The sequence below is a fragment of the Labrys sp. LIt4 genome (assembly GCF_017813775.1).
GTDB lineage: Bacteria > Pseudomonadota > Alphaproteobacteria > Rhizobiales > Labraceae > Labrys > Labrys okinawensis_A.
Genome location: NZ_JAGIPY010000016.1, coordinates 80869 through 93289 on the forward strand (window position 1 = coordinate 80869; position 12421 = coordinate 93289).

Genomic DNA, 12421 nt, shown 5'->3' on the forward strand with positions numbered 1-12421 from the left:
GACAACGCTGCAACCCGGAGAGCGGATGTCATTTCCGCCGACGGGAGACCTTTGCCCTCGAACATCCCAACCGAATGGAGACGAACCGGATGTCACCCTCCCTCATCAAGGCCCTCGCGCTGGCGACCGGGCTCGGCTTTGCAGGTTTTGGCCTAGCCGCTCTTGCGGCGGCCGGCCCCGCCATGGCCCAGGACCACAAGAACGAGCAGCTCTATCCGCTCTTCACCTATCGCACCGGCCCCTATGCCCCCTCCTTCATTCCCTTCGGCGCCGGCAACAGGGATTATCTGACCTATATCAACGAGGTCGAGGGCGGGGTCGACGGCGTCAAGATCCTGATCCAGGAATGCGAGACCGCCTATACGATCGAACGCGGCATCGAATGCTACGAGCGCTACAAGAACGGCTATGACGGCGCGCCGACGGCGGCGATCTATCCCCATTCCAGCGGCCTGGACGTGGCGCTCACCGACAAGGCGCGCATCGACAAGGTGCCGATCGTCTCGCCCGGCGGTGGCCAGAACATCGCCACCGACGGGCGGGTCTTCCCCTATCAATATCCGCTGATCTTCGACTATTGGAGCGAAGCCCAGATCATCGTCGACTTCATCGCCCAGAAATCGGGCGGCTACGACAAGCTCAAGGGCGTCAAGATCGCCACGCTCTATCATGACTCCGGCTATGGCCGCGACACGATCGAGCCGCTCGGCATCCTCGCCAAGAAATACGGCTTTACCGACATCCAGATTCCGGTGCCCCATCCCGGCGAGCAGCAGCAGGCGCAATGGCAGCAGATACGCAGTGCCGGCGCCGACTGGGTCTTCCTGCGCGGCTGGGGCGTGATGACGCCGGTGGCGATCAAGACGGCCGCGCGCGTGGGCTTCCCGGCCGATCGCATCATCGGCGACATCTGGAGCGGCTCGGAGGACGATGCCCGGCCGGCCGGCAGCGCCGCCAAGGGCTATCTCGCCGTCTCCGTGTTTCCGCCCGGAACCGACTACGGCATCATCAAGACGCTGAAGGAAAAGATCGTCGACGCCGGCAAGAGCGACCTGAAGGACAAAGCCAAGTTCGGCACGGTCTATTACAATTACGGGGTGATCGAGGCGATCACCTTCGTGGAGGCCCTGCGCGTCGGCCATAAGAAGTTCGGCAACCGTCCTCTTACCGCCGAGGAGGGACGATGGGCCCTGGAAAACCTCAATATCGATGACAAGCGCATCGCCGAATTGGGGGCGAAGGGCCTGATCTCGCCCCTGAAGACCTCTCCAGCGAACCACAAGGGCGAGACCGTTGCGGCCAAGATCATCCAGTGGGACGGCAAATCCTGGACTGCGCTGACCGATTGGATCAAGGCTGACGCCTCGCTCTTTGCCGAGACCATCCGCGCCAAGGCCGCCGCCTATGCCCAGGAGAAGGGCATCACGCCGGTGGCGCAGACGAATTGAGCGGGGCCGGGCCGGCTCAGACACGTTATGGGTTTGATCCATAACGGAAAAGCACAGACCTTTGTCATGCCCGGGCCTGGCCCGGGCATCCAGAAGCCCTGGCCAAAAGCTCGCCGGATTGCCGGGTCAAGCCCGGCAATGACAAAGGTCGCGCTTGGTCTGGAATGGCTGCACTCGGCACGACGACCGGATACTGCCCTTTGGGAGAATTGCGATGAGCCGACCATCCGCCCTGCCGCGCACGAGCGGCTTCCTCGATGTCGCCGGCATCGAGGTGCACTACCAGGCGATCCTGGCCGTCAGGGACGTGTCCCTGACGGTCGACGATGGCGCCGTGGTCGCCCTGCTCGGCGCCAATGGCGCGGGCAAGTCGACCACGCTGAAGGCGATTTCCAACCTGCTCGGCCCCGAACGGGGTACTGTCACTCGCGGCAGCATCTCCTGGCGAGGCGAGCCGGTCAGCCGCCTCACACCGGCCGTCCTGGTGGCGCGCGGCGTGGTGCAGGTGCTGGAAGGGCGCCACTGCTTTCCCCAGCTCACGATCGAGGAGAACCTCCTTTCGGGTGCCTTCCTGCGCCGGCCCGGCCGGCGGCAGATCGCACAGGATCTCGAGCAGATCTATGCCTGGTTCCCACGCCTGAAGCATAAGCGCCGCACCAAGGCCGGCCTGACCTCCGGCGGCGAGCAGCAGATGGCGGCCATCGGGCGGGCCTTGATGACCAAGCCGAAGCTGGTGCTGCTCGACGAGCCCTCGATGGGCCTCGCGCCGATCGTGGTGCAGGAGATCTTCGAGATCATCCGCACGCTCAATCGCGAGAAAGGCGGGAGCTTCCTGGTGGCCGAACAGAACGCCACACTGGCCCTGCGCCATGCCGACTACGGCTATATTCTCGAGAATGGCCGCGTCGCCGCTTCGGGGCCGGCCGCCGACCTCGCGGCGCGCGAGGATGTGAAGGCTTTTTATCTTGGTGGGGCCAGGTGAAATCCGCGGGTATTTCTGGGACCATCAGCATCTTGCTGACTCTTTCTACCGTCAGGCGCTGTGGTTCCAAGGGCCAGCAGGATGCTGGCGGTCCCAGGCTCACCTCGCCGCTCCACTCGTCGGACCATTACCCATCTACCGCTTGACAGCCTGCCGAAAACTTGACTTAACTGGTCTGCTGGCTGGTCCAGTAGATCAGATGCCAAGCGTCGCTCGCATGAATCTGCCCAATGTCCTGTCGGTGTTCGAACGCGTGCCCGAGCTGCGCCACGGCGTGGTCAGGCGCAATGTGCGTGAGCTCGTCGCCGACAAGATCGCCTCCCTGATCGCAGCCGGCATGCTGCAGGTCGGCGAGGCCCTGCCGAGCGAGCGCGATCTTGCCGCGGCCCTGCAAGTCAGCCGCGAGACGGTGCGGGGGGCGCTGCAGATCCTGGCGGCCCGGGATATCATCGCCATTTCGCAAGGGGCTCGTACCCGCGTGCTCAGTGCCGAGGTCGGTTCGCTGGCGATCGGCGGGCGCGAGCCGAAGCGGATCAACAGCTACGATATCGAGGCCATCCATGCCGCCCGCCTGCTGGTGGAGCGCCCGGTCGTCGAGGAGGCGGCGCGACGGATCGACGACGAGACGCTCGCCATGCTCGACGCCTCGCTGGAAACGCAGCGCGAAGCCCTCGAGGATCCCGTCCGTTTCCTGATCTGCGATCGCGAATTCCATGCCGCGATCTATCGGGCCTGCGGCAACGACCTGCTCGCCGACTTCGTCATCGATCTCTATTTCTATGCCATGGCGCACCGGCGCAAGGCCGTGTCGCGGCCGGGCGCGATCGCCCAGAGCTGCCAGGACCATGCCGCCATCCTGGCGGGGCTGCACGCCCGGGACCCCCGGGCTGTCGTCGAAGCCTTCGGCATTCACCTCGACAGGATCTATGCCAGCACGCGTTCCATCCTCGAGGAGGAGGGCGCGCTGTCTAATGCGTGAAACAGGCCCGTGAAAGAAGGTCCGGTTTCCAAGACAAAGAGCCCGTAACGGCCGAGACGGAACCACAGGAGCCGCCCGAGGGCGGGAGGGAGGAAGACATGAAGAGAAGAACATTCCTGCAGCTTGCCGCGGGCGCCGCTTTGGCCGGCACCGGCAGCCTCGGCTTCCAGCCGGCGCGCGCCGCCGGCAAGGACATCGTCTATCTGACGCCGGGTCTCGACCTGCCGTTCTGGCGCTACCTCGCCAAGGGCGTCGAATCCGCCGCCAAGGCCAAGGGCTATGGGTTCCAGGCCCTCGATTCCCACAACAGCCCGCAGACCCAGCTGCAGAACGCCCAGGATTCGATCGCCAAGGGCGTGGCCGGCATCGTCATCTCGCCCACCGATTCCTCCACCGCGCCAAGCGTGCTGGCGCTCGCCGCCAAGGCTGGAATCCCGGTGGTGATCGGCGATATCGGCACCAATAGCGGCGACTATGCCTCCTTCATCATCTCCAACAATTATGACGGCGCCAAGGGCGTGGGCGAGGCGCTCGCCGCCGCGCTCAAGGCCAAGGGCTGGGAGGGCGGTTCGGTCGGCCTCATCACCATCTCCCAGGCCCGCAAGAATGGCCAGGCCCGCACCAAGGGCTTCCGGGACGGCCTTGCGGCCGGCGGCTGGACCGGCAAGGAGGCAGGGCTGCAGCAGATGCAATCCTATACCACCGACGAGACCTTCAAGTTCACTCAGGACATGCTCACCGCCAATCCGGACATGCGCGGCCTGTTCATCCAGACCGACCAGCCGGCCCTGGGCGCCCTGCGCGCCATCAAGGCCGCCCGGCGCGGCTCCGACCTGCTGGTCGCGGCCTTCGACGGCATTCCGGAATTCGTCGATCTCCTGAAGTCCAAGCAGATCGTCGCCTCCGGCATGCAGCAGCCCTATCTGATGGGCCAGAAATCGGGCGAGGCGCTGGTGGCCAAGCTCGCCGGCGGCCCTGTCGAGAAGGAAATCTCGGTGCCGATCCTGGTGGTGACCAGCGAGAACATCGACAAGGAACTGCCGGTCGTGAAGGAAACCGTGTTCGCCAATGAGATGAAGTGAGCGTTCTTGACGGTGTTGCGGCCGGCTCATCTCGAGTGCCGCAATGCCGACGATGGTGCAACCTTTGTCATTGCCGGGCTTGACCCGGCAATGCAGTCCACCTTTCGATGTGACAAGGCGGATAGGCTGGATGCCCGGGTCAAGCCCGGGCATGACAAAGGACAGTGCTTCCAATTGGCCGATTTAGACGGCGGAGCCCGAAAAGACATTAAGTCTGGGTTCGGCCACGATACCCTCGGATCGATCGATGAACGTGCAGTCTTCTCCCGCGGCGGCGGAACCCTTACTGGTCGCCACCGGCATCGCCAAGACCTTCGACCGCACGCGCGCTCTTGCGGGGGCCGGTTTCGAGCTGCGTTCGGGCGAAGTCCATGGCCTGCTCGGCGCCAATGGTGCTGGCAAATCGACCTTGTCCAAGGTGATCTCCGGTCATGTCAGGCCGGACGAGGGGGAGCTCGTCTATCGCGGCCGCGCGGTGCGGCTGCGCTCCACCCGCGACGCGCTCGATATCGGCATCGCCATCGTGATGCAGGAGACGAGCCTGGTGCCGGATCTCAGCGTCGCCGAGAACATCTTCCTGCCCGAGCTCGGCCGCCCCGGGCGCCTATCCTATTCGGCACTGCATCGGCGTGGGACCGAACTGCTCTCCGTGCTCGGCCAGGCAGACGCCTTGCCGCTCGATGTGGAGGTGCGGCGCCTGTCGGCCGCCCAGCGCCAGCTCGTCGAGATCGCCAAGGCGCTCGGCGTCAACGCCAAGCTGATCATTTTCGACGAGCCCACCTCGTCATTGAGCCCGAGCGAGGTCGAGCGCCTGTTCGACATCATGGCCCGGCTCAGGGCGGATGGGCGCGGGCTCGTCTTCGTCTCGCATCGGCTGGAGGAAGTCTTCGCCATCACCGACCGCGTCACCATCATGCGCGAGGGGCGCACGGTGGCGGCCTCGCTCGCGACCGCCAGCCTGAGCCAGGCCGAACTCATCCGCCACATGGTCGGCCAGGATGTCGGCGCCATCTATGCGCGGGATGCCGACGGGACGGCCAGGGATGCGCCGATTGCACTGGAGGTCAAGGGATTGGCGACGCCGCCTCTGGTCCGGGACGTTTCCTTCCAGGTCCGCCGCGGAGAGATTCTCGGATTGGGCGGCCTGGTCGGCGCCGGACGCTCGGAAACCGTGGAGGCCATTTTCGGCCTGAGGCCGCGGAGCGCCGGCACCATCCTGGTCGACGGCAAGCCGATCGATCCCCGCAAGCCGGCGCAGGCGGTGAGGGCCGGCATCGGCTTCGTGGCCGAGGACCGGCGCTTGCAGAACATCGTGCCCGATCTTTCGGTGAAGGAGAATCTGCTGCTCGCCCATCTCGGCGCGCACAGGGGCTTCGGCGTCGGCTATCGCAGCCGCGAGAAGGCCGTCGATGCGCTCCTCAAGAGCCTTGGCCTGCCGCCCGACCGCCTGCTCGACGCCAACATGCTCAACTTCTCGGGCGGCATGCAGCAGAAGATCATCATCGCGCGCTGGCTGCTGCTCGAGCCGCGTGTGCTGATCCTCGACGAACCCACCAAGGGCGTGGATATCGGCACGCGCGCCTCGATCTATGCCATCCTGCGCGACATTGCCGCCAAGGGCGTCGCCGTGGTGGTGGTGTCTTCCGATTTCGAGGAGTTGCTCGGACTCTCGCACCGCATCGTCGTCATCAGCGACGGCTATAGCGTCGCCGACCTACCCGCCAACCTGCTCGACGAGGAAAAACTCACGCTGCTGGCGGCGCCGCGCACCTCGATGGCCCGCAACACCGAAGTCCTGCGCGGCCTGACGGGCGAATGCGGCGGCGCCGGCTTCTGGGCCCTGATCGACCAGGATCGCCTGATCTGCCTCAATCTCGTCACCGCCGACAGGGCGGCGCATCCGGGCTTTGCGGCGGGAGAGGTGAAGCCGCTCGCCGCGACCCGCATCGCCACGGCGCTTGTGGCGCGCGAACCCATCTTCGTGCCCGAAGCCGATGGCTCGTGTTCGACCCTGCTCCTGCCGATCGTCAGCCCGCGCGGGCACGATCTCGGCTGGGTCGGCCTGACCCTGCCCCAGGGCGCCGCCCTGCCATCGCCCGAAATCGTCCGCAGCCATGTCGACGAACTCGCTGCAACGTTGTAGGTGGCCGATGCATCAGCGACCTTACAAAGCCGCGACATTTGCCGTCCCCTCGCCCCGTTCTTACGGGGAGAGGGTAAGGGTGAGGGGCGGCGTGGTGCATGTAAATAGGGCCAAGTGCAGCCCCTCACCTCTATCCTCTCCCCGCGGGCGGGGCGAGGGGACTTCGGCGTCGTGCTTTGTCCTTCAAGAGCTCATCTCGCTCAGCCGTTCCATTTGTCCGTCCTTCATTACAAGTTCCGGGATCGCCCTATGACCTCGACCACCTCTCCCGATCCCACGCGACGGCGCCTCGGCTGGCTGACGGGGCGGCTCGAAGTGCGCATGCTCGGCCTCGCCATCGTGCTGGCGATCTGCCTGTCGCTGCTCTCGCCCTATTTCCTGACGCGCTCGAACATCTTCAACATCCTCGACCAGTCCGTGGTGATCGGCATCGTCGCCGTCGGCATGACCTTCGTCATCCTCACCGGCGGCATCGATCTTTCGGTCGGATCGGTCGCCGGCTTGACGGGCATCATCCTCGGCCTTGCCGTGCAGCAATATCCGCCGGCCCTGGCGGTGGCGCTCGCTATCCTCAGCGGGGCCGGCATCGGCCTCGTCTCGGGCATCCTGATCGCCTATTTCGGCCTTGCCGCCTTCGTGGTGACGCTGGGCGTGATGGCGATCGGGCGCAGCCTCGCCTATATCCTCTCGGGCCAGACGGCGATCGCCTCGATCCCCGATTCCATGCAGGCGATCGTCTATACCGACTTTTTCGGCATTCCCGCCAACGTGCTGTTCCTGGCGCTGCTCTATATCCTGGCCTGGGCCTATCTGACCTATACCAAGGGCGGGCGCACCATCTATGCCGTCGGCTCCAACAAGGAGGCGGCGCGGGCGGCGGGGTTGAGCGTGATGTTCTACTCCATCCTGCCCTATGTGGTTTCGGGGGCGCTCTCGGCTGTGGCGATCACCTTCTCGATCGGCCAGATCCTCTCGGCCGATCCGCTGATGGGCAATGCCTGGGAGCTTGACGCCATCGCCGCCGTGGTGATCGGTGGCGCCAGCCTGTTCGGCGGACGCGGTTCGATCATCGGCACGCTGATCGGCGTGCTGATCATGGTGATGATCCGCAACGGCCTCAATCTGATGGGCGTCTCGCCCTTCTGGCAGGGCTCGGCCATCGGCACCATCATCATCGTGGCGCTGCTATTCGAGCGCCTGATCGGGCAGCGGGCGGGACGGTGAGAAACGGCGGGTCGATCTCCACTCTACTGCGTCACGAAGCGTGACCATACCCTCCCCATCAAGGGGAGGGTAAAGAGGCGCTGCGCCCACTCGGCCCGCCCGCTCGCTTACCCCAGGCTCTTGGCCAGCACCTGCGACAGGCGCTCGGCAAAGCCCGCCGGGTCGGTCGGCACCGTGCCGTCGAGAATACGGGCCTCGTCGAGCAGCAGGCGCGTGGCGCTCTCGATGAAGGCCGCGTCGCCGCCGGCCTCGCGCGCCGTGGCGAGCCGCGTCACCAGAGCGTGGCGCGGATTGATCTCCAGGATGGGCTTCTGCAGGGCGCCGTCGAGCTTGCCGGCGCTGGCAAGGATCTGCTCCATGCGCTTGTCCATGCCGTTGTCGGGCGCCACCAGGCAGACCGCGCTGGAGGTCAACCGCTCGGAGGCGCGCACGTCGGAGACGTCCTCGCCCAGCGTTGTCTTGAGATAAGCGATGTAGGAGGCGATGGCCGCGCTCACTTCCGGCGTCTGTTCCTCCGGCTTTTCGGCCAGCGGGATGAGGTCGAGATCGGCAGCGCCCTGCGTCACCGACTTGAAGGGCTTGCCTTCGAAGCCGAGAGCCGAGGTCACCCAGAAGCTGTCGACCGGATCGGACAGCAGCAGCACCTCGATGCCGCGCGCGCGGAAGCCTTCGATATGGGGCGAATTCTCCAGGCGCTTGGCGTCGTCCCCGGCGAGATAGTAGATCGCCGTCTGGTTGTCCTTGAGGCTGGCGACGTAGTCCTTGAGCGAACGCCATTCGCCGCCCGAGGTCGTGCTCTTGAAGCGGGCGAGGCCGAGCAGGGCGTCCCGGCGTTCGAAGTCCTCATAGAGGCCTTCCTTCAGGACGGCGCCGAAATTCTCCCAGATCTTGACATAGGCCGGGGCGTCCGAAGTCGCGAGCTTGTCGAGGTCGGAAAGCACGCGGCCGGTCGCCGCCTTGCGGATCGCCGTGAGAAGCGGGCTTTCCTGGATCATCTCGCGCGAGACGTTGAGCGGCAGATCGGCGGAGTCGATCAGGCCGCGCACGAAGCGGAGATAGCCGGGGAGCAGGTCCGCCTCGTCGGTGATCAGCACCCGCCTGACATAGAGCTTCATGCGGCCCTTGCGCTGGGGATCGAACAGGTCGAACGGACGCGAGCCCGGCACGAAGGCCAGCATCGTATATTCCTGCCGGCCCTCGGCCCGGAAATGGATGGTCAGCGCGGGATCGTCGAACTGGCCGGCGGCGCTGCGATAGAAATCGGTGTAGTCCGCTTCGGAAATGTCGGATTTCGGACGGGTCCACAGGGCTGCGCCATCGGCGATCTGCTGCGGTTCGGCATCCGGCTTGTCGGCGAGCAGGATGGGCACCGGCACATGGCCGGAATGGGTCTTGATCAACCGCTCGATGGTGTAGGTCTCGGCATAGGACTTGGCGTCCTCCATCAGGTGGAGCACCACCTTGGTGCCGCGGGCGGGGGCCTCGTCGAGGCCGACAGGCGCCACCGAATAGGAGCCCTTGCCGTCCGAACTCCAGACATTGGCGACATCGCTGCCGGCACGGCGGGAGAAGACTTCCACCTTATCCGCCACCATGAAGGTCGAGTAGAAGCCGACGCCGAACTGGCCGATCAACTGGCTGCCTTCGGCCTGTTGGGCGCTTTCCAGCCGCTCGACGAAGGCCTTGGTGCCGGAGCGCGCAATGGTGCCGAGAGCCTCGATCATCTCCTCCGCGCTCATGCCGATGCCGTTGTCGGCGACCGTGATGCGCCTGGCCTCGGCATCGAGGGTGATGCGGATGGTGCCCTTCTGGTCGTCGCCCAGCAAGGAAGGATTGGACAGGGCTTCGTAGCGCAGCTTCTCGCAGGCATCGGCCGCATTGGAGATCAATTCGCGCAGGAAGACATCCTTGTCGGAATAGACCGAGTGCACCATCAGGTGCAGCAGCTTGGCGACGTCGGCCTCGAAGGTGTGGTTCTGCGGCGCGGCAATGTCCGGGCCTGCGCTTTCGGCTTCAGCGCTCATGAAAACTCACTCTTGCTTGATGATCGTCTTGGGACTGGGTGGCGGGAACGCCGCTGCACAGATGGACAATCTCGGCGAGGGATTCAAGAGCGGGTTTGAAAAGGGGCGGCGGGCGCCGGACTATGGAGGCATCGCATCCGTGGGAGGGGCAGAAGCGGACGTCCCTTCCGCTTCTTGGTGGCCAGCATGCGCGACGGATCGTGAGCCTGGGCCCGCCCAAGAGAGCCAAAAAGAAAGGCCGGTTCCAGAGGAGCCGACCTTCAATATTGGGTCATCAAACGCCACCTCGGCGGACCCGGTCCGACAAAGTCGGGGGGCTGGGGGGCTGAGGTTTCCGGCTTACGCCGGACCGGGTGCCGAGGTAACGAGAAGGAAAGTCGCGCCGGGCTGGGGCGGCCCCTTGGCTGGATTGCGGCAAAGTCGTGACTTTTGGTGAAGTTATATTTCCAGTGTGCGTTGCGGCAATATCCTGCCCAAAAGGCTCTGATCCACGCACGAAAATGCCACCGCGGCATCGCCGACGGGCCCCGACAAGATGAAGATGGGGAAGTAGGCGGGCGAGCCGCCTCTTATCGCCGCCGCGGCCTCGAGGCCACCAGAGGGCGTGACGTTGCCTCAGGCTTCCTCGCCGAACTTGTCGGCCAAGAGCGCTTCCAAGGCGTCCATGCAGGCCTGGGCATCATGGCCCGCCGTCTCGACCACGATGCTGGTGCCGCGGGCCGCGGCCAGCATCATCAGACCCATGATCGACTGGCCGCCGACCGTCTCGCCGCAACGCGTCACCTTGACGGTGGCATCGAACCCTTCAGCCGTCTGCACGAATTTCGCCGAGGCGCGGGCGTGCAGGCCCTTGAGATTGATGATGGGGAGGATGCGGACGATACCGCCGTCCATGGTGGGAGCGGGAACCGCTTCCGGCTCTTCGCAAGCTTGCTCGTCAGTGCTGCCGGTCTGCATCTGCTGCTTGTGCATCGAGGAGGTCTCCGCCTGCATCTGCACCGGGGTGCACCCGCTTGGGGCACTGCTGCCCCAACATTTGGCCCAAGGATTGCTGAAGGCGAGCGGTACCGCAAGAGCCGCTTCGGCAAGTTTCTGGCCGTGGCCAGCATAGTTGAATGAACGTCGAATCATTGGCCTGACAACACACGACTGGCAATGTTGATATATTTCCTGCCAGCCTCTTGAGCACGCGTGACCGCCTCGGCGAGGGGAACCTCGCTCCGCAGCCGCGCCAGTTTGACGAGCATGGGAAGGTTGATGCCGGCCACGACCTCGATGGAGGGGCCGCTCATCACGGAAATCGCCAGATTTGAAGGTGTTCCTCCGAACATATCCGTGAGTACAGCCACGCCGGAGCCGTCCTCGACCCGGCCGATGGCATCGATGATGTCGCGGCGTCGCTGCTCGACATCGTCTTCGGGGCCGATATCGATGGCCTCGACATTGCGTTGCGGCCCTACCACGTGTTCGAGGGCCGACAGGAACTCGGTCGCAAGATGACCATGCGTGACAAGCACCATGCCGATCATAGGTTGATCCGCATTGAATCTTTCCGGTCGCCGTCGCTATCGCGACAACAATCCAGGTCCGTTTCGCTTTCGCGCCACCCGGTGTTGAGCAAAATGAGACGACGCCTCCGCAACGCACGGCCAGGATGCCCTTCGGACAGCCTGCAACCCGTAGCTTCGGGAGCTGATATTATTCCCGCGCTGCACAAAAACAAGCCTCTCTCCGGCTCACATTGTCGCAGTCTCGTCACATCAAGGCCATAGGCGTCAACGTTTCGTTAACGCAACCTGCGACGGTTCGGGCCTGAAAAATCGGTCAAACCGGCGGCAATTGCGGCAAGATGGCCTCGATGAGAGCGACAGCCTGCTGAAAATCGCGCGGAACGGGCAAATAGGGCAGGTCCACGCCTTTCAGGCGAATGTGCCGAATTTTTTTGCTGGGGATGGCGATCTCCGCGTCATCGTCGAGGATATCCACAACCAGGCCGACGGGCACCGAGGGCTGCCAGTCGATCCGTTCAATGCCGGCATCCCTCAGGCCGGTTGCGCGCCGCTCGATCAGGCCGGCGATGCTGGCCGGCACGGAGGCGATCAGCCTGTCCTCGGCGGGCTCGAGGTAAACCCGGTCATCACCCACCAGACGGGCCTGGCGGCCGTGGGCCGATGCCGTCTCGATGAAATGCAGGGCGATCCGGCTCTTGCCGGCGCCGGAGGCGCCGCGCAGCAGAATGCCCCGCCCGTCGAGGACGAAGCAGGTGGCATGCACGGTGGGCGAGGCGGACATGGTTTGGGCCCGAGTACTGGAGCAAAGCGCGTTTAGACGGAAACGCCGCATTGCTGCAACCCTTTGATTGGACGCGACATTGCGATTCTCGGCAATTCCGCCAAATCGCAAAACGCTTCAGGGTCGGAATTCTGATTTCCGGGCGACTTTCCTATGTCGTTGCGAGCGAAGCGAAGCAATCCAGGGCGGGAAACCTTGCATTCATGGGTCTGGACTGCCTCGCCCGCAATGACGGCCGGACAGCGCA

10 protein-coding genes are annotated in these 12421 nt (G+C 64.8%); 6 read left to right on the top strand and 4 right to left on the bottom strand.

Features of this window, described 5'->3' with window-relative positions; translation table 11 throughout:
• Positions 1–89 precede the first annotated feature (89 nt).
• The 6 genes from J8I29_RS23990 to J8I29_RS24015 all read left to right on the top strand — a co-directional run bounded on the left by J8I29_RS23990 (position 90) and on the right by J8I29_RS24015 (position 7858).
• Positions 90–1448 carry an ABC transporter substrate-binding protein gene (locus J8I29_RS23990; RefSeq protein WP_245197308.1) on the top strand — a complete coding sequence of 453 codons (1359 nt, stop codon included), beginning with the start codon at positions 90–92 and terminating at the stop codon, positions 1446–1448.
• Between the two features lie 214 nt (positions 1449–1662).
• The gene (locus tag J8I29_RS23995) at positions 1663–2430 is read left to right on the top strand and encodes an ABC transporter ATP-binding protein (protein ID WP_209433568.1); all 768 of its coding nucleotides are present in this window, start codon (positions 1663–1665) and stop codon (positions 2428–2430) included.
• Positions 2431–2629: 199 nt separating this feature from the next.
• The gene (locus tag J8I29_RS24000) at positions 2630–3409 is read left to right on the top strand and encodes an FCD domain-containing protein (RefSeq protein WP_245197310.1); all 780 of its coding nucleotides are present in this window, start codon (positions 2630–2632) and stop codon (positions 3407–3409) included.
• A gap of 98 nt (positions 3410–3507) precedes the next feature.
• Positions 3508–4491, top strand: a complete 984-nt coding sequence (locus tag J8I29_RS24005) for a substrate-binding domain-containing protein (RefSeq protein WP_209433569.1) — start codon at positions 3508–3510, stop codon at positions 4489–4491.
• Positions 4492–4738: 247 nt separating this feature from the next.
• On the top strand, positions 4739–6634 hold the full coding sequence (locus tag J8I29_RS24010) for a sugar ABC transporter ATP-binding protein (protein ID WP_209433570.1): 1896 nt from the start codon (positions 4739–4741) through the stop codon (positions 6632–6634).
• 249 nt (positions 6635–6883) lie between these two features.
• Positions 6884–7858, top strand: coding sequence for an ABC transporter permease (locus J8I29_RS24015; protein WP_209433571.1), 975 nt, complete (start codon positions 6884–6886; stop codon positions 7856–7858).
• A gap of 107 nt (positions 7859–7965) precedes the next feature.
• Here J8I29_RS24015 and htpG read toward each other — a convergent pair whose 3' ends face one another.
• The 4 genes from htpG to J8I29_RS24035 all read right to left on the bottom strand — a co-directional run bounded on the left by htpG (position 7966) and on the right by J8I29_RS24035 (position 12174).
• Entirely contained in the window at positions 7966–9882 is a 1917-nt protein-coding gene (gene htpG / locus J8I29_RS24020) for a molecular chaperone HtpG (RefSeq protein ID WP_209433572.1), read from the bottom strand.
• Between the two features lie 615 nt (positions 9883–10497).
• Complete coding sequence (locus J8I29_RS24025; protein ID WP_245197316.1) at positions 10498–10776, bottom strand: HPr family phosphocarrier protein; 279 nt, start codon at positions 10774–10776, stop codon at positions 10498–10500.
• A 233-nt stretch (positions 10777–11009) separates the two neighbouring features.
• Positions 11010–11411, bottom strand: coding sequence for a PTS sugar transporter subunit IIA (locus tag J8I29_RS24030; RefSeq protein ID WP_068296680.1), 402 nt, complete (start codon positions 11409–11411; stop codon positions 11010–11012).
• A gap of 295 nt (positions 11412–11706) precedes the next feature.
• Entirely contained in the window at positions 11707–12174 is a 468-nt protein-coding gene (locus tag J8I29_RS24035; RefSeq protein ID WP_209433573.1) for an HPr kinase/phosphatase C-terminal domain-containing protein, read from the bottom strand.
• Between the last annotated feature and the right edge of the window lie 247 nt (positions 12175–12421).

Excerpts from the sequence above, each read along its gene's own strand:
- J8I29_RS24000 (WP_245197310.1), top strand. The coding sequence starts at position 2,630 with ATGCCAAGCGTCGCTCGCATGAATCTGCCCAATGTCCTGTCGGTGTTC.
- J8I29_RS23990 (WP_245197308.1), top strand. The coding sequence starts at position 90 with ATGTCACCCTCCCTCATCAAGGCCCTCGCGCTGGCGACCGGGCTCGGC.
- J8I29_RS24025 (WP_245197316.1), bottom strand. The coding sequence starts at position 10,776 with ATGGACGGCGGTATCGTCCGCATCCTCCCCATCATCAATCTCAAGGGC.
- J8I29_RS24035 (WP_209433573.1), bottom strand. The coding sequence starts at position 12,174 with ATGTCCGCCTCGCCCACCGTGCATGCCACCTGCTTCGTCCTCGACGGG.
- J8I29_RS23995 (WP_209433568.1), top strand. The coding sequence starts at position 1,663 with ATGAGCCGACCATCCGCCCTGCCGCGCACGAGCGGCTTCCTCGATGTC.
- J8I29_RS24015 (WP_209433571.1), top strand. The coding sequence starts at position 6,884 with ATGACCTCGACCACCTCTCCCGATCCCACGCGACGGCGCCTCGGCTGG.
- J8I29_RS24005 (WP_209433569.1), top strand. The coding sequence starts at position 3,508 with ATGAAGAGAAGAACATTCCTGCAGCTTGCCGCGGGCGCCGCTTTGGCC.
- J8I29_RS24030 (WP_068296680.1), bottom strand. The coding sequence starts at position 11,411 with ATGATCGGCATGGTGCTTGTCACGCATGGTCATCTTGCGACCGAGTTC.
- htpG (WP_209433572.1), bottom strand. The coding sequence starts at position 9,882 with ATGAGCGCTGAAGCCGAAAGCGCAGGCCCGGACATTGCCGCGCCGCAG.
- J8I29_RS24010 (WP_209433570.1), top strand. The coding sequence starts at position 4,739 with ATGAACGTGCAGTCTTCTCCCGCGGCGGCGGAACCCTTACTGGTCGCC.